Here is a 17,737-nt window from a genome sequence, read left to right as displayed (position 1 = left end):
CTTGCTTCCACACCAATTGTGGTTAGGCTGTTCCAGCACAGAGGGGAAATCGATGGCTGACGCGCCAAGGGCCTTTACCGTCGTGATGATCAAGCCGTCACGTTATGACGATGAGGGCTATCCGATCACCTGGTACCGATCGATCATGCCGTCGAACACGCTTGCGGCGCTCTACGGTCTGGGCCGCGATCTCGCGCGGCGCAAGGTGCTTGGCGAGGATGTCGACATCATTCTCGAACCCCACGATGAGACCAATCGCCGGGTAAAGCCGCGCAAGATCATTGCCGGCGTGAAGCGGCGGGGCGGCAAGGCGCTGATCTGCCTGGTTGGCGTACAGTCGAACCAGTTCCCGCGCGCCGTCGATTTGGCGCGCCCCTTCCTCGATGCCGGGCTGCCGGTCGCTCTCGGCGGGTTCCACGTTTCCGGCTGCATTTCGATGCTGCCGGAACTGCCGCGTGAGCTCGTTGCCGCCAAGGAGATGGGAATTTCGCTGTTCGCCGGCGAGGCCGAGGACGGCCGCTTCGACGAACTTCTCCGCGATGCCTGGGCCGGCGACCTCAAGCCCGTCTACAACCATCTCAATCATCTGCCGGGTCTCGAAGGCCAGCCCTGGCCGACGCTTCCGGCTTCCGAATTGCGGCAGAGCTTCAACAGCCGGTCGAGTTTCGATCTTGGACGCGGTTGCCCCTATCAATGCTCGTTCTGCACCATAATCAATGTGCAGGGGCGCAAGAGCCGGTTCCGAACTCCCGACGACCTCGAGGCCATCGTCCGCGAGAACGCCGCGCAGGGCATCGACCACTTCTTCATCACCGACGACAATCTTGCGCGCAACAAGAACTGGGAGGATTTCTTCGACCGGCTCATCCTCTTGCGCGAGAAGCCCGGGCTGAAGGTGAAGTTGACCATCCAGGTCGATACCCAATGCCATCGCATTCCCAATTTCATCGACAAGGCGGCGAAATCCGGCGTGCGGCGTGTCTTCATCGGGCTTGAGAACATCAACCCCGACAATCTCATCGCCGCCAAGAAGCGGCAGAACAAGATCACCGACTACCGCACCATGCTGCAGCGCTGGCGCGAGGCGGGTGTTTACACCTGGGCCGGCTACATCACGGGATTTCCGGCCGATTCGAAGCAATCGATCCTCCGCGATGTCGAGATCATCAAGAACGAGCTGCCGCTCGACATGCTGGAGCTGTTCTTCCTGACACCCTTGCCCGGCTCCGAAGACCATCGCAATGCGCTGAGCCGCGGCGAGTGGATGGACGGCGATCTCAACAAATACAACACCCATTACCGCGTCACGCATCACGCGAAGATGGGCGACAAGGAATGGGAAGAGGCCTATGACGGGGCTTGGCGGGCCTATTATGGCAACGACCACATCGAGACCGTGGCGCGCCGCCAGGCTTCTATCAAGGGCCGCAGCCCCAAAAAGGTCGTCAGCTACATGATGGAATTCAAAGCGGTCTACGAGATCGAGCGTGTCCACCCGCTGGAAGGCGGCGTAGGGCGCCTCAAATACCGCACTGACCGGCGGCCGGGCATGGGCCTCGAATGGCCGGGCGTGTTCCATCTCAGAATGGCCGCCGAAACGGTGTGGAAACTTTGGCGGTATGGGCGCCTGTTCGTTGACGGCTATCGCATCATCAGAAGGGTAGGGAGCAGCCCTGAGCGCGCGGCCTATATGGACACCGCGCTTACGCCGGCGGAAGAGGGCGATTTTGAGCATCTCGCCATGTTCACCGCGACCGCCGGCGCTGAAGCCGCCATCGCTCGCAAGAAGAGACAAGACAAGATCCGCGTCGAGTTCGGCGCGACGGCGAAGCACGAGGCATAGTCAGGACAGGCATATCCCGCAGGCCCTGGCCGCGACAGCCGCGGCAACAGGCCAGAGCCGGCCGTCGAGCATCGCGTCAGTGACGATCTCTGTCCAGAAGCGCGGCGATGGCCTGATCCTCGTCGCTATCATGCTCCATCATCGGAGCCGAGACAGTCATTGGATGCGGGATAGAGGGGCATTGCTGTTTTCACGGCGAAAGGTGCCTTTTCTTGGCCACACGGCTGTCGTATCGTCAAGATCTCGGACTTTAGGTCTATCGAGAGGAGGCCTTACCGTGATCATCACAAGCAGAGCTTTCGTCATCGCAGCCGTGGTATTCGCGGCAATCGTTTTCGGCGCGCCGGTCGCAAGCCAGGCGTTGCCGCGTTCTGCGTCAATACAGTTGGATGCCGGAACGAATAGCGTCGAAAAGGTAGGCTACAAGAAATACAAAAAGCACAAGAAGTACAAGTACAAGAAGTACGGCAATGGAACGGCTATAAGTACGGCAGACGGAAAGGCTATTGCTACAATTGCTATCGTCGATATCGATACGCCAGATATAATCGGTACCGCTACTATCCCTACTATGAGCCATACTATTACGGGTATTATCCGCCTTATTATGGCTACTATCCGGGCTTCTACGGATATGGCTGGCCGGGGCCCTTCATCGGCTTCAGCTTCCGCATCCGCTAACCCTGGCACGCCTCGGTTAAGGCCCAACAATCGCCGCGGCTTCCACAAGCTTGCGGACGCCCCGCGTGATGCTGATCAGAAGGTCGGCTTGAGGCTGTTGCGCGGTGAATGCCCGGACCATGCTTTCCGAGGCTTGTTCTGCCGCAAGCTGGCGATCGAGGAGCTCGACTGCGCGCCCGCGCCATAGTGTGTCCGGCGCATGCCCGGTTTCGATGGCGGTCACGGCATCGAGCGCGATCACGGCAAGTGCTGCCAGGTCAGCGGAAATCGGCAGCGCGACCTCGAGCTCAGGCCTGCCCCATGCCACGCTTGCGAACCGGTCATGATTGTCGCGCCATGACATGAGCTTTGCCTTGAGCACGGCGGTACCAGAGCGGTCCCCGCGCAGGAACTGGTCGACGTCCAGCTCGAAACGGCGGGCCACGAGGCTGTCGGCCGGTGCCGCGTCGGCCAGCTCGTTGAACGCCTGCGCTGCCGGCATCTGCCCCTTCAGCCGCGCGACCGCGCGGTGATTGTGAGCATGATTGCGCACCGGTGCCACAAGATCGAGCAGCAGCGCCACCGGCTCCGACTCGCCCGGCGCCAGCCGCGCCGCCATCCGCCGGCGGTTGGCATCGTCCATGAGTCCCGCGAGACGTAAGCCATCCTGGACGATTGTGAGCCGTCGATACATGTCTGCCGTGTCGCGGACGGATGCGGGCGACCAGAAGCGTTCAGCGACGGCCGCGGCAGCCGGCCAGAGCCGGCCGTCGAGCATCTCGTCAGTGACGATCTCGGTCCAGATGCATCCTTCGCCGCCCAGTACCAGCGCTTGCTGTTGCGGGGAAAGTGTCAGCGACGGGCCGATCACCTGGTCCTCGGCGATGATGTATTCAGGCAGCCCCAGTGCCGTACCTTCAGCGAATTGCGCCTGTGTCAGGCAACACGAAGCCGGATCGTGCGGATCGACAATATAATAGCTCTCGCTCAAGTGGAGCAGGTCGAAATAGTACCCGGCCGAGGCGATCACCCGGTTGCCCTGCGCCGTCGCCCTGGCAATGGCGCCCGAGCTCCGCCATGTCTGGACCACGGCATCATCCGGGATTTGGGTCCGTGCGACTTCCTCCCAGCCCACCACTGTCTTGCCATGGACGCCGAGGCCGCTTCGCATGCGGTCGAAGAAGAACGATTCGAGCTCGTCTTTCGTCTGCAAGCCGGTTACCTTCATGAAATCCTGGATTTGCGGATCGGCGTCCCAATCTGCGCCGGACACCTCGTCCCCGCCCACATGGAAATACGGGTCTGGAAACAACTGGGCCATCTCCCCGAACAAGCGATCGAGAAAAATGTAGGTCTGCGGATTGGCGGGGTTGAGCGTCGATCCGTAAAAATAGCCCTCGTCCGACGCGAGCTCCGGATAGGCTCGGAGGATCGCGCGCGAATGTCCGGGAACGTCGAATTCAGGAACGGTCCGAACGCCGCGGTCCGCGGCGTAGGAGACGAGGTCGTGAATGTCCGCTTGCGAATAGAAGGCCGGCGCCGAACCTTCGTGCAGCTTCGGATAGAGGCGGCTTTCGACGCGAAAGCCCTGATTGTCGCTCAGATGCAGATGCAGCACGTTCAGCTTCACGAGCTCCATCGCGTCGATCTGGCGCTTGAGGGTCGCAAGTGTCATGAAGTGCCGCGCGACATCGATCATGACGCCGCGCCACACGAAACGGGGAGCGTCATCGATCACCATGGTTGGAATGGCGAAGCCCTGAGGCCCGTTGACAATGGATTGTCGGAGCGTCGCCAGGCCACGGAGCACTCCCGTCGGTCCATCGGCCGTCAGCACGACGGCATCTTCAGTGACGGTGAGCGCGTAAGCCTCACGCGCATCGGTCGTCAGATAGGACTTGTCATCGTCTCGACAGTCGATCCGAAGCTCGGCAGCACTGGCGCGACCCAAATCGAGACCGGTTCGACGTGCGACGTTGTCCTGAAACCGCAGCGCCGTCCGGTCCAGCAGGGGCGAGCGATAACCGAGCCATACGACCTCAAATCCCCCCAAGACGCGGAGCCAGCCATCGCCATATGCAATGGAGCGCGGCTGGGGCATCAGCGCCGCGACTGCGACCGCTGGATTGGCCCTCGACGAGTTTGCCTGGGCGCTCATCGGAGGCGAGCCTGGACTGGAGCCCGCAAAGGCAAGTGTTCCAGCGAGTTTTGCGAAATCGCGGCGCGTGACCTTGATGATAAATAACCTCCTCCCGAGCTCGATTAGGCCGGGTCCTTTCGGCTCGGGTCAGCCTTTTCAGCGGGGTCCGAGCGGGTGCGCATCTATCACATGCAGCACGCTGATCGCCAAGGGCAGCTCACCTCGAGCCACGACGTCCGGGTTGGGTGAAATCTAGTCGTCGGCCCTCTTGGACGGACTTGGTAAACGCCGTTCCTATGTTACGCTGCTGGAGGTCGCCTGGAGCAAGTGCTAATGTGCCGATTAAGCTCGACTAAACGGAAGGCTCACTTGGAATTTGACATTCTGGAGCTCATGGCAGGCTTAAAGACCGCCCGAAGCGGAAGCAGTGCGAGTTCGAGGAATGCCCAGCGATAAGCCAGCCGAGCCCAAAATAATGCCGGAACCGAAGCCGATTCCACTGCTTGGGCCGGCGCCGGAGCAAAAGCCGGCGCAAGAGGTTCGCAAGACCGTAACATTTCTCTTCGTCGACATCGTCGACTCGTCACGCCTGAGCCTCACCCTCGATGCGGAAGCGCTCCGAAATCTCCTCGCCCGCTACTTTGGCGAGATGAGCTCCATTATCCAGCGGCACGGCGGAGCTGTGGACAGCTATATCGGTGACGCGATCATGGCCACCTTCGGCGTGCCGAGGCTTCACGAGGATGACGCGCTGCGGGGGGCACGGGCCGCCGTCGAGATGCGCGATACGCTCGCTATACTCAACCACGAACTCGAGGCGGGCTGGGGCGTTCGGCTGGCGCATCGAATTGGCCTCAATACCGGGGAGGTCATTACGGGCATTGACAGCCAAGGACATCGATTTCTCACCGGCGAGGCCGTGCGTGTGGCCAAGCGTCTCGAAGAGGCCGCGCGACCCAACGAAATCCTGATCGGAGAGCAGACTCACAGGCTGGTGCGCGACGCCGTCGTCGTAGAGGCGAGCAGCCCGCGCACGCTCAAGCACGGCGAGACCTTCCCGGCCATCGTCCTGGTGAGCGTCGCCGCTCAAACCGCCGGCCTCGAGCGCCGGTTCGAGGCGCCCTTCGTCGACCGCGAGCACCAGCGTGCGGCGATCCACGCCATCCTCCATGACGTGGTCAGCCATAGAACCTGCCGGCTCTTGACCATCCTGGGCAATCCCGGCGTGGGAAAGTCGCGGCTTATTCTGGAATTCGCCGGAAGCGTCTCGGGCGAGACAATCGTGGCGCGCGGCCGCTGCCTGCCCTATGGCGAGGGCATTACCTATTGGCCGCTTGCCGACATCATCCGGGAGATCACGCGCGCCAGGGGCTTGGACAGCGCCAAGCTGTCCGCGGCAAGCATTGCAGAAAGTCTCGCCGGGGACGACAAGGCCGAGCTCATTGCCGAGCGCGTGTCCGATCTGCTCGGGATTGGCGAGGGAAAGCCGGGGAGCAGAGAGGAGACTTTCTGGGCCGTCCGGCGCGTGTTCGAAGCGCTGGCGCGAGACCGTCCGCTTGTCATTGCGATGGACGACCTTCATCTGGCCGAGTCGACATTCCTGGACCTGATCGAGCATCTCGCCGATTTCTCGCATGCTTCCCCCATATTGATCGTCTGCATGGCACGGCCGGAATTTCTCGATACGCGTCCGAGCTGGGGCGGCAAAACGAATGCAACGACACTCGTGCTGGAACCCTTGAGTGAAGCGGATTGCCGCAAGCTCGTGTTGAACCTGCTCGACCATGTGCCGCTGCTGCCCGTCGTCGAGACGAGGATTACATCCGCCGCCGACGGCAACCCGCTCTTTGCCGAGGAGCTCGTGGCCATGCTCGTCGATGAGCGGCTGCTCACGCGCAAGGAAGGCCAGTGGGTCGCTCGCGCGGATCTCTCCGAGTTGCCCGTTCCGGCGACAATCAACGCGCTGCTCGCTGCCCGTCTCGAGGGCCTTCCCGCCCACGAACGAGCGATCTTGACGACGGCGGCGGTCGAAGGCGTCGTGTTTCATCGCGGCACAGTCGCCGAGCTCGGCCCGGCGCTCGATTCAATGCTTGATGATGGCCTGCGGGCACTTGTCCGCCGGGATTTGATCCGCCCGGACGAATCGGACCTCGGCGGGGAAAAGGCCTACCGCTTCCGTCACGGTTTGATACGCGACGCTGCCTATCGCTCGCTATCGAAGAGCACGCGGGCCGACCTGCACGAACGCTTCGCCGTCCGGCTCGAGGCGCAGGGAACGGGGCAGGACTTCGAAGAGCTGGCCGGCTACCACTTCGAGCAGGCCTTTCAGTACCGCGTTGCACTCGGACTTCGCGATGAGCGTGCGGCTTCGCTCGCCGCTCGAGCAGCCGAGCGTCTCGAGGCGGCGGCCCGGCGGGCGCTCGGCCGCAGCCACCTGTCGGCGGCCGTCGCCCTGCTGCAGCGCGTGTGTGCGCTGCTCCCCGCCGAGGACTCGCGGCGGCGAATGCTGCTGCCTGAGCTCGGCGGCGCCATGATTGAATGCGGGCGGCTGGCTGAGGCGGAGCCCATACTCGAGGAGGCGGAACGGCTCGCCGCCGCGGCGAATGACGAGCGCGCGGCGTCGCATGTGGTCATCCAGCAGCAGCTGCTCCGGCTGCTTCGCGTCGAGGGCGGAGGGACCGAGCAGGCCGTACGTGCAACGGCCTCGGCGATCCAGGTTTTTCAGCGCTGGAAGGACGATATCGGCTTGTGCCGGGCGCGTCGGCTCGAGGCGTTGTTTTATTGGAACGAGGCGCGCGCCGAGGCCGCGGCGCAGGCATGGGAAAGTGCTGCCGCGCATGCGCGCCTTGCCGGCGATCGGCATCTGTACAATGACATCCTGACGTGGATCGCGTCCTCGCTGTGGTGCGGGCCGATACCGGCCGGCGAGGGCATAGATCGATGTGAGCTGATGCGCGAGGAGGTCCGTGACAGCCCGGAATCCGAGGCGGCGATTCTGCGTCACTTGGGCAGTCTATACGCCATGACCGGGAAATTCGATCTCGCCCGCCAGTTGGTGGCGATGAGCAATGCTGCCTATGCCGATCTGGGCCTGACGCTCAATGCGGCGACGTCGCAGAGCGAAGCCACGGTCGAATTGCTCGCCGGGAACCCGGCTCAAGCCGAAGAAAGCCTGCGAAAAGGATATCGCGCCCTGGAAGGGATGGGCGATCGGATGTTCCTGCCGACCACCGCGGCCTTCCTGGCGCGGGCGGTCCTCGAGCAGGGACGCGATGCGGAAGCCGAGGAACTCGCGGATCTGAGCGCCCGGCTCGCGGCGCCGGACGATCTGCTCTCACAGATCCTGTGGCGCGGTATCCGGGCACGCGTGCTTTCGAGACGCGCTGAGGCGCATGAGGCGGAGGAGCTCGCGCGGGAGGCGGTGGCCCTCGCTCGGTCCACCGACTTCATAAACTACCGGGCGGACGCGCTGCTGGATTTGTCGAACGTGCTCAAGGCTTCACGGCGCATCGGTGAGGCCGTCACTTCTGCCTCCGAGGCGCTGCATCTTTACGAGCTCAAGGAAAACGACGTCTCCGCATCGGCGACTCGATTGTGGTTGCGTGATTGCTCTCGAGACACTGTTTCAAATTGAAACGCGAAGATTAACCTAGCCGGCTTCGGCAAAATCGGACATAGTTGACGTTTCGTAAGGCTCCGCGACCGGACGGGCCGGTAGTGATGGAAGGAGGTGTGTGATGGCAGCAGGCAACTGGGATCAATATCAGGCACTGAACAACGGCACGGGTCAGGTCGAGTGGCCGCAGGGTCCGATGACGCTCGGGAAAAACGAAAGGGCTACATGGCTCGAGGCGTGGGTCATGCAGGAAAGCACGGGCGCCAGTCAAAGGACCGTCCAGAGGGTATTTGGGACACCGATGCGCTGGAACACAGTCGGGATACCGCCGGGGTGGATACAGGGGACGTTCGAGGCAGGTCCGGCATTAGGGGTGGCTCTCCTGACTTCGAGAGACAGCGCCAAGAAGACTGATGATTTCTACTGGTGGATTGACGTAGTCGAAGTGATTTAGCAGCTGCCTTCCATACCGAGGGAAGTAACGTTGCGTTCTGCTTGGGCTCAGTGATGGAGGATAGAATGGCCGTCGATGCAGATTATGTCGCGCGTTTTCAGAGGCAGCTCGACCTCCTTATGGCGCTGCAGAAGGAGGTGACCGAGGCGATCAAGAGAGCCAGCACTCGGCTCGAAGAGTTGCAAAGCGAAGCGAAGAAGTAGCTTCGCGGTGATAAGGCCGATGGTGGCTGGGCAGGTGGTCGCCGGCCCGGGCCCATTGGCCGGCCGGCCCGATAAGAAAGGTCGCTTCCCGATCTGAATGGGGCTTCGGGGTCTCCGCAGTGACCCGCGCTGGCCAGGATGCTTTCTTTACCGATGAAATGCATCTTGATTCCGACCTCAAAATGCCGATGCCGAGCTTTCATCATGGTGTGACCCGGTCACCACTATGAACTTTGGAGACGAAATGATCACCTCGTCGATAAAGGCAGCATCTCGAAGGATTGTTGCATCCGTGCTCGGGGGGTGCATGGCGACGGCCCCGCTAAGCGCTCAACCATGCGCTCCCACGATTGATCCGGATCGCTCCATTGTCGTGCATGATCCCGCCTTGCTGAAGGAGCCGTTTGCGTTGAGGAAAGTCATCGCGCAACTGCTTCGGGACTTGCCGGTTCCGGCCTCGGGAGCAGACGCAGAGGCAGCGCTCATGGCGAGCTTGGTAGCGACCTTCGCCAAGAGTGAAGAAGTCAACCCGATCTCCAATGTCGTGATGAAGGTTGACGTCCGGCCGGGCGAAAATCAGCTTGTGGCGTCGCGGCTGCTTGACCCCGACGATGAGTACGGCCTGGTCCCTGTCGGCCTGTTCAATCGGCTCGATCTGGCACCGAGAAATTTCCGAAACTGCGGAGAGTACCGGATCGTGTACGCCTTCAAGGCTCCGATATCCCCTCCGAAGGTGGGAAAGTTCGATGACCGCTTCTTCCTGATATTCGAAATGAAAATGCCCAATCCGCAATTCGTTGGCGCCGCCGGTTGCCTCGGCCTGGCAGACTTCTGGCGCGATCTGAGCGACATTGAGGACGATGCCCAGCGCATCGAGGCCTTGCGGAAGTTCTACTTTGACGGGATACCGGGATACACTCCGGGGCCGATACACCCGCATCACCTCGGCGCTCTTGGACAGCTGCGCGGCAACCTGTTCATCGAGGACAAGTGGCAGCTGCGCGAATGGAAGCTCCTGTCGACCGATCCTGGCCGGTTTGTGATGGAACCGGTCAAAAGCAACCCGCTGGCCGAGCTATATGTGGACGCGGGCAAGAAAGCCGACGGGTTGGATCCGCTTCGAGCAGAGTTTCATGCCGCCTTTGTCGCCCATAAGGGGATTTTGGAAGGGCTGTTGGAGCCTGAGCTGGTATTCATACCCAAGGCGATGATGACTGATCCGCGTTTGAATCCGCACAGTCCGGCATTCGACCGGTCTCACTATGAAAAGGTTGTCGTGAACAGGGTGGGATTGCCGACGCCCGACGGCCGCTTCAACGAATTTCAGAGCGATTCCCAAGGAACGCTTGATGTTCCGGAAGAGAATCTCGGGTCCGACTTCAGAAACGATATCACGTTCGCTCTGCAGAAATTGCTCACGGGTTTCCCCCTTGGCGCGTCGGTCACCATCGACGATGTCATGGCGAGGGCTGGCGCCGCCACTTGCGGCGGCTGTCATCAACATGCGAACGAGAAGCCGATCGGCACGGTGAACACAGTAACCTTCAACTGGCCGACGACCCAGAACAACAAGGGCTTCGTGCATATTACCGAGACCGGCCAGCTTTCGAAGACATTGACCGACAGCATGATACCTTTCAGGCGGGACACGCTTGCGAAATTCATCTGCGACCCTCCCCTCGATGAGACGGCGGGATTGGGATATCTGCAAGAACGGTTCGAAGCAGCCTTGGCGGATTACAACCAGACTCTGACGGATTATCGCCTCACCCGGCTGAACGTCATTACCACTCTGCAGCGTGACGCCTTGACCCAGGGCGGCCCGCCAGCGACGGCCGCTGAACTCACTGACGCAGAGAGAAAGGTTACGGCTCGTTTTGAGGAGAGCCTTCGTCAAAAGATGGAGGCTGTCGGCGACGCCGAGCGAAACCTGCCAGGTGCTTTCGTGGAGAATCGCAGACCGCACTAGGCGCGCGTCCCTGAGCCTCGACCAGAGATTATTCGTGCCGCATTTCCCCGCTTGACATCGTGGGCCGAACGGGGAGATTTGGAAAATATCACGATCGGCGCGTGTCCCCTGCGAAGGGCTCACGGCGATTGGGAGAATGACGATGGCGTCGCCCGAACAAGAGATGATCTCCGGAAAAAGGCCGAGATACCGCAAGCTCAAGCCATCCTGCGGAACGCTCAGGGGGCGGGTCGTCTATAGCCGAAACGCCGATGGACAGATCGAAGGCGCGACCCCGAACGGCGAGAGATCGATCATCGACCAGGGCATGTACACCGGAACCAATGAAGACTGCGCCGATATAGAGATTTAGCGATGTCGAACGGCTCAGGAGGCGGCACCAGCTACGAGCGCTACGAGGTGGAAGGCGCAGATCTCGGCGACGTGGCGTACGATATCTTCGACCCTGCGGCCGGGAAAGGAACCCTTTCGAGCGACGGACAGAAGCGCTTTGCCGGAGAGACGACGCTCGAATTCGACCACCGGTCGGAGTGGCTCTTCGATCCCGCCACGCAACGGATCACCATCCAGATCAAGGAGGTCGTCTGGACGACGAAGGTCCGCCTGCCGCAGTGGCGGCGCGCGCAGTTTCAGGCGGCGCCGGCTGCCCAGCGCAGGGAGTACCGGCGCTTCCTGGCCGCCCTCCACCGGCACGAGCTCGGGCACGTCTACCTCTACGATTTCGGGATGGAGCGGGTGCGCGCGGCGCTCGTCGACACGCCGGCGGGCAGGGTTGCCATCCCCGCCGCGAAGGCGCCCGAGTTTAAAGCGGATGGTTCGCCCAAGACGCCTGAGGACAAGACAATAGCGGATGCAATCGACGCCGCCGAGCGCAGGCTGGTGACCGAGCAGGCCGACTTCCGCGAAATGGAGCAGAAGCAGGATAGATACGAAGCCGCGCCTGCGGACCCGAACGCCGATCCGGACAGCGTCTTCGCCGTCGAGGATCCTGCAGACCAGCCCAACGGCACCGACAACGGCCGGACTCAGGGGGCCGTGCTCCGGCCCTGAATCCCTTGTTCCGCTCGCTTTCCGTCAGGGTCTCGAGGCTGGGCGCTTCATCTTCAGTGTCGCTTCCATCTCACGGCGCGCGCGCACGGCATCGAGTGTCGGATCGATCTCGACGTCCTGCCATGTGAGCGGCGTCCCGGTCCTGACGGGCCGCAGCATTTTTACCTTGTGGGTGAGCCCGAGCGGGAGAGCGCCGATCGTGAGACTGGTGTCGGCGGGCATGAGCTTGCCGACGACCGTGTAGCCCCCTTCACCATCCAGTATTTCGCCCGGCCTGAGGTCGCGCTTGGCCGCGGCGATCGCGTCGGCTCGAAATTGGCTGGCGCATCCGGTGGGTTCTCCGCGCAGGCCCACCGACGCGACCGATATGCCGAGCTCCAGGCCGATCAGATGCCAGCGCTTGTAGAGGGCGCTGTAGCGGCCGCCAGGGTCGGTCGCCATGCCATATTCGCTGAAGCAGCGGCGGACATAGTCGGAATCTCCCTCGAAGACGACGAAGACACCCCAGCGTATGTTGTCGGGGATCGGGCGCCCGTCGCGCTCGAGGGAGGACAGCACTTCCACTTGGCCCTTGCTGTAGAGTTGCCCGCCCTCGCTCCTTGGCCTGCAGACGGACGGAATGCCGGTCAGTGAGCTTGGCGGATACTCGAGTCCGTCCGGCGGCGCGGCAAGCCCCGTCGCATTGCAGACGGCGGCGCATTCGATGGCGGGCTTCGATCCGTCCAGGAACGAATTGAACATCTGCGGATTGAGACCACCTTGGCGCGCCTGTTCCGCGGTCAGCCCATAATGATCCCACACCGCATCCGGCGTCGATGCCGCAAAATGCGGCAGCCATTTGTGGCCGCGGCCCGCGCTGACGACCTCGAAGCCGGCCGCGCGGGCCCAGTCGACCAGATCGCAGATCAATGCCGGCTGGTCACCATAGGCGAGGCTGTAGACCACGCCCGCCTCGGAAGCCTTTCTCGAAAGGAACGGCCCGCAGAACGCATCCGCTTCGACCTCACATTGATCACATGCTTTTTCGCCGCGAAGGCCCGGACAGCATGGCGCACCGCGGCCAGCGGGTTGCCGGTCACCTCGACGATGATCTCGATGGCGGAACAGGAGATGAGCGCATCTGCATCGTCACAGACATGAGTGCCGCCTGTCCTGGCGGCTTCGTCGAGGCTCTTGGCGGAATACCTCTCAGCCGCCCAGCCTGTGGTCTTGAAGGCGTCGAGCGCGCGCGATACGGAAAGGTCCGCCAGCCCCACAAGATGGATGCCGGGCGTTCGTCGCGCCTGAGCCAGATACATGGATCCGAATTTGCCGGCCCCGATCATGCCGACGCGCAACGGCTTGCCCATGATCTGACGTTCGACCAGCATCCTGTGCAGATTCACGCTTCACCTCCGCTACGCGTGGTTGCGTGCCGAATTTCAACCAATTTCGATGCCATGGGCAATACAAAACGGATATGAGCTTCAACGGGTAAATAGCGTGCTTTTAGCCGCCAGCGAATGTCCCCGGTAGTAACGCAGATCATCGAGATGATCCGCGTCAAGGCAAAGCCCTAACCTTTCCTTTTCTCCGCGCGTCGGGTCCGCCTTCTCGGCCATCGAGTCTTCCTCCCGGCTCGTCGGATCCGAGTCGCTCGTCGGATGATACTCGGCAGTCCTTTGGGCTCTCTGGAGCGACATAGGGCTCAGGCCCAGTTCTAAGGTCATGGCGATGATATAGGATTGGAAGTGCACCAGAGAACAGCTCGACAATATGGGGGTTCGGGCAAAGCTCGATCGTAGCTTCTATCACTAGGACACGTGCCGTTCATGGCAGAGACGGGCAATTACATCCGCCCTAGCCTGCGTCATTTCCCTGCCCAACCCAATCGGATTGGCGCTCGCCAGGGCTAAGGCAGGACTCGATCGCCGCATTTCTGTCTATTACCACAAGATTGCTGAGCCGTTTTTAAAGAGATCCCTGCGCAGCAAGTCAAAGGGTCCACGGTCGTCGTGATCCCGCTGCATATTGCTCACTGTATTGTTCAGGATTGCGTCCGTCCCTCACGGCGTTTCTGAGTAAGTAAGACGCCCGAAACAGTGTCAAAACTACACCCCTCTAGACAAAAGACAACGTTTGGGCGCATTCTTTACCTAACGACAATCTCCGCGACATGGGCGGCTCATGGGCGTCGATAACAATGGCGGTCAGTGGCAGGGTAGGCGACCTTACTCGCGCCGACCCCGCTAGCGATCATGGATGGACTTTGGGCAATACACCCTGGGGCTACTTGGCTTCTGTGTGATCGCCGCTTACTCGCTCGTGTGGTGGGATTACGCGCAAACATCTCACATCCCCTTGCTGACCAACACCTGCAACATCAAGGGCAACATCAACTAGAATACTGGCGAGCGGATTTATCACGTGCCCGGACACCGCCATTACTTGGAGATCCGCATTTCGACCGGCAAGGGCGAACGCTGGTTTTGCTTCGAAGGGGAAGCGAGGGCGGCCGGCTGGTGGAGGTCCAGGGTGTGAGCAACTCACCGAAGTTGCTAGTACTCGCAATAGTCCCAGCGCAAGTAAGAACATCAGGGAAGCACTATGGCACGAAGGGGTTTTTTCGCAGAGCTTCAGCATCAGGCTCGAATCGCCGCCCGAGAGGAAGAGCGGAAGCATCGACAGACCACGCGAGAGCATGCAGCGCTCGTACGTCGTGTTGAACAAGCCCGTAAAGCGGAAGAACGAGCGAAGGTGCAGTTAGCGAGATCTGCCGAAGCGGAAAGAAAGCGTCTTGAGAAGGAAGCAAAGGAAGCGCACCTTGAGGCCATGCAGGCAGAGGTTGATGAGCGAAATGCTCAGCTCGCAGAAATCTACGAGGATATTGACACGCTGCTGACATCAACTCTATCGAGAGATGACTACGTTGATCTGAGGACCTTGCGCATGGTCGCTCAGCATCCGCCTTTCAATCCTGGCAACTTAGAAACGCCGATTCCCCAGCCGCGAGCGATTCCAGATCCTCCTCGACCAGTTTTGGTCCCACCCGATCCACCGCGAGGATTGGGAAAGCTGTTTGGGAAAAGGAAGTACGTGGAAGCTGCTGCGGATTCCAAGCGCGCGCACGAACGCAATCTCGTGGACTGGGGTGCTGAGTGTCGACGCGCGGAAGTACTCCGCGAGAAAGCGAGACAAAAACATGTGCGGGATGAGGTCAATCGCCTTGAACAATTAAAGGCCGCCCACGCGAGCTTCGCGCAGGAGTGCGAGGCGCGCGAGGAAGAGGCTGCGGAGAACAACAGGCGTTTGGACGAACTGATTACAAACCTCGGATACGGCACGGCCGAGGCGGTGCAGGAGTATGTTGCCATCGTGCTTTCGAACTCAGCGTATCCGGTGGATTTTCAAGTAACGCATCAGTTCGAATTCGACCCCTCGTCGGCGGAACTTCGCTTGTCAGTGGCAGTGCCTGGCCCGGAAGCGATTCCAGATATTAAGGCCTTCAAATACACCAAGGCTTCCGACGAGATCACCTGGACAGCCCTGTCGCAGAAGGAATGTCGTGACCGCTATGCCAGTGCAGTTCATCAGGTGGCGCTCAGATCGTTTCACGAGATTTTTGAATCGGACCGCCGCGCTCTCATCCGGACGATCTCACTGGATGTCGGCGCAAGTACCGTCGACCCGGCGACCGGGCGGCGTGCATATATCCCGCTGGTCGTCGCAGCGGCTGAACGCGACGCTTTCTTGCAGTTTAATCTATCCGCTGTCGTTCCAGCGCTCACGCTTGATAGACTTGGTGCGGCCGTGTCGCAGAATCCGCATGGACTTATCGCGGTTGAGCGGGCGGGAGTGCGCAGAGCATGAAACAACGAGGGCTGTCGTTCAATCCACCACCAGGCTGGCCCAAGCCACCACCGGGGTGGGTACCGCCGAAAGGTTGGACTCCGGACCCGGCATGGCCCGCGCTCCCAAAAGGTTGGCAGTTGTGGATCGACGATGGGAAAGCAGATGATGCTATGGCAACGCCTGCAACCGCGCCGCCTGTATCTCCCCAAGGGACCGACGCTCGCATCGCGCTGCTAGAAGCAGAGAATGCAGCCCTTCGCGCTCGCTTGGAAGCAGTCGGGACTGAAGCAGGCAATGTAATCGAACTGAACGACGAGCGCATCCTTCAGAACGCCGGTATCTATCGGTATCACCACCCATTGGAGAACACAGTCGCCTATCGCGAGCGCCTCGACGCAATATCAGTCCGAATAGCTGAGGTCATCAAGGCTGATGCAGCGATCGAAAAATCCAACATGTTCACCTTCGATGGCTCATTGGCGAAAGGCCGAAGCATGACGAACGATTTGGCCAAGTTGATGCTACGCGCCTACAACGCCGAGGCGGAAAACGTCGTGAGGACGCTTCGCCCCGGCAATGTCGTAACCGCCGTTAAGCGCCTTGATGCATCTCGAGCCGCGATCGCCAAGCTGGGCAAGATGATGGAAATGCATATCAGTGACCACTTTCATGCGCTACGCATCGAGGAAATCGAGCTCACAGCAGATTTTCTCATCAAGAAGGAGGAGGAGCGTGAAGCGGCGCGTGCCGAACGTGAACGGCTACGTGAGGAGCGGAAAGTCGAGCAAGAGCTCGCAGCTGCCAGGGAGCGCCTGACCAAAGAGCGCAGCCACCTCGTTACGGTGATCGAGAAGCTCAAGACCGGCGGCAGTTCCGACTTTGAGTTGGAGCGAAAGCTTGCTGAGGTCGATCGTGCGATCGCGCATAATGACTATCGGACGGCAAACATTCGCGCCGGCTACGTCTACGTGATCTCAAATCGCGGTGCCTTCGGCGAGCGTGTGGTGAAGATCGGGCTTACCCGACGTTTGGATCCTTTGGATCGAATCCAAGAACTTGGTGATGCGTCAGTTCCATTCAGGTACGACGTTCACGCGATCTATTTTTCAGAGGACGCCATTAAACTTGAGGGTGAACTTCATGAGCATTTCGCCTCCCGGCGTATGAACTGGGTCAACCACCGTAGAGAATTCTTCTTTGCGACTCCGAGTGAAGTGCGTTCGATCCTTGCAAAGAAAATTGGAAACCTGCTCGAGTTTGTCGAGCATCCGGAATCTACGGAGTACCTTCAGAGCACCCGGTATTGGCCACAATCATCCAGCTAGAGGCCGTCTTAGGAATTAATCGTCGGGGAACGACTGAGTACACGGGCTCTTTGTTCGGACAATTTGCCGGACCACCATGGAGCAATTGTCGTGCCAAAGTATTGTGCGGCAGAGTCGGACCGGTGGCAGAGCAAGCTTTTGCCATCAATTACGACAATGCAAGGACTGAACTGTCATCTCATCATGCCTCTTTGAGATACAAAAATCGGGTAAATTCTGCGGCTTTCCCTACGCAAATTTGAAAAGACTAATGGAGCGAGCTTAAATATCCACCGCGTCTAGAATATAAGTTTCTAGTTCATACTTTGCTAGCACAGCGACGACGCTCGATTTCTCGACGGTGCCCCGGTGTGGTTTGTCCCTCTGCTTTAATACACGCCATATACACTTGTCCCGGGAAGGCGTTGAATTTCACGGTCCGGCTAGCGCCAGCATGAATGGCGCTGCTACCATGATTGCGAAATTGCGCATTGACGGGATGGGCTACGTCTCGCCAAACGAGACGGATCCTGATTCGAATTGAGAGAGGTCGCAGGGTCAAAGACTATTTGGTCGACCGTGAACAATCCGGATTTCACGCGGCGGCGGGATTGAGAACTCGCGCCTGAGCAACCCAGACTTCCAGCATCAGACGCAGCAAGAGCCT

11 protein-coding genes and 2 pseudogenes are annotated in these 17,737 nt (G+C 60.4%); 10 read left to right on the top strand and 3 right to left on the bottom strand.

Going from position 1 to position 17,737, the window contains the following annotated elements; genetic code table 11:
* Window positions 1-52 precede the first annotated feature (52 nt).
* Window positions 53-1,843: a B12-binding domain-containing radical SAM protein gene (locus DS839_RS15240; RefSeq protein WP_119271278.1), complete on the top strand. Its 1,791-nt coding sequence runs from the start codon at window positions 53-55 to the stop codon at window positions 1,841-1,843.
* A gap of 697 nt (window positions 1,844-2,540) precedes the next feature.
* Here the strand turns inward: DS839_RS15240 and DS839_RS15235 are convergent.
* A complete protein-coding gene (locus DS839_RS15235) occupies window positions 2,541-4,661 on the bottom strand; it encodes a beta-N-acetylhexosaminidase (RefSeq protein WP_119271276.1) in 2,121 nt (706 codons plus the stop codon).
* A gap of 424 nt (window positions 4,662-5,085) precedes the next feature.
* Between DS839_RS15235 and DS839_RS15230 the strand changes: the two genes are divergently transcribed.
* The 6 genes from DS839_RS15230 to DS839_RS15210 all read left to right on the top strand — a co-directional run bounded on the left by DS839_RS15230 (window position 5,086) and on the right by DS839_RS15210 (window position 11,935).
* Window positions 5,086-8,277: an ATP-binding protein gene (locus tag DS839_RS15230; RefSeq protein ID WP_368911674.1), complete on the top strand. Its 3,192-nt coding sequence runs from the start codon at window positions 5,086-5,088 to the stop codon at window positions 8,275-8,277.
* Between the two features lie 103 nt (window positions 8,278-8,380).
* Window positions 8,381-8,713 carry a hypothetical protein gene (locus tag DS839_RS15225; RefSeq protein WP_119271272.1) on the top strand — a complete coding sequence of 111 codons (333 nt, stop codon included), beginning with the start codon at window positions 8,381-8,383 and terminating at the stop codon, window positions 8,711-8,713.
* Between the two features lie 65 nt (window positions 8,714-8,778).
* Window positions 8,779-8,916 carry a hypothetical protein gene (locus tag DS839_RS36465; protein ID WP_162918545.1) on the top strand — a complete coding sequence of 46 codons (138 nt, stop codon included), beginning with the start codon at window positions 8,779-8,781 and terminating at the stop codon, window positions 8,914-8,916.
* Window positions 8,917-9,160: 244 nt separating this feature from the next.
* Entirely contained in the window at window positions 9,161-10,885 is a 1,725-nt protein-coding gene (locus DS839_RS15220) for a hypothetical protein (protein WP_119271269.1), read from the top strand.
* A 142-nt stretch (window positions 10,886-11,027) separates the two neighbouring features.
* A complete protein-coding gene (locus DS839_RS15215) occupies window positions 11,028-11,237 on the top strand; it encodes a hypothetical protein (protein ID WP_119271267.1) in 210 nt (69 codons plus the stop codon).
* A gap of 2 nt (window positions 11,238-11,239) precedes the next feature.
* Complete coding sequence (locus DS839_RS15210; RefSeq protein WP_119271265.1) at window positions 11,240-11,935, top strand: DUF922 domain-containing protein; 696 nt, start codon at window positions 11,240-11,242, stop codon at window positions 11,933-11,935.
* Between the two features lie 24 nt (window positions 11,936-11,959).
* On the opposite strand, the pseudogene DS839_RS15205 reads toward DS839_RS15210, so the two are convergent.
* Together DS839_RS15205 and DS839_RS36930 are read right to left on the bottom strand one after the other, a co-directional pair.
* Window positions 11,960-13,320, bottom strand: a pseudogene (locus DS839_RS15205) (NAD(P)H-dependent oxidoreductase).
* Between the two features lie 81 nt (window positions 13,321-13,401).
* The gene (locus DS839_RS36930) at window positions 13,402-13,536 is read right to left on the bottom strand and encodes a hypothetical protein (RefSeq protein WP_368911673.1); all 135 of its coding nucleotides are present in this window, start codon (window positions 13,534-13,536) and stop codon (window positions 13,402-13,404) included.
* A 793-nt stretch (window positions 13,537-14,329) separates the two neighbouring features.
* Between DS839_RS36930 and DS839_RS37200 the strand changes: the two are divergent.
* The 3 genes and pseudogenes from DS839_RS37200 to DS839_RS15185 all read left to right on the top strand — a co-directional run.
* Window positions 14,330-14,455: pseudogene (locus tag DS839_RS37200) on the top strand (hypothetical protein); the annotation flags it as partial.
* Window positions 14,456-14,521: 66 nt separating this feature from the next.
* Window positions 14,522-15,784 carry a hypothetical protein gene (locus DS839_RS15190; RefSeq protein WP_119271261.1) on the top strand — a complete coding sequence of 421 codons (1,263 nt, stop codon included), beginning with the start codon at window positions 14,522-14,524 and terminating at the stop codon, window positions 15,782-15,784.
* Complete coding sequence (locus tag DS839_RS15185) at window positions 15,781-17,091, top strand: SNIPE associated domain-containing protein (RefSeq protein WP_119271259.1); 1,311 nt, start codon at window positions 15,781-15,783, stop codon at window positions 17,089-17,091. The genes DS839_RS15190 and DS839_RS15185 overlap by 4 nt, the downstream gene beginning before the upstream one ends.
* Window positions 17,092-17,737 lie beyond the last annotated feature (646 nt).

It is taken from the genome of Taklimakanibacter deserti, from assembly GCA_003574785.1.
The sequence above is the reverse complement of the archived record's forward strand: the minus strand, read 5'-3'. Positions and strand labels throughout refer to the sequence as shown.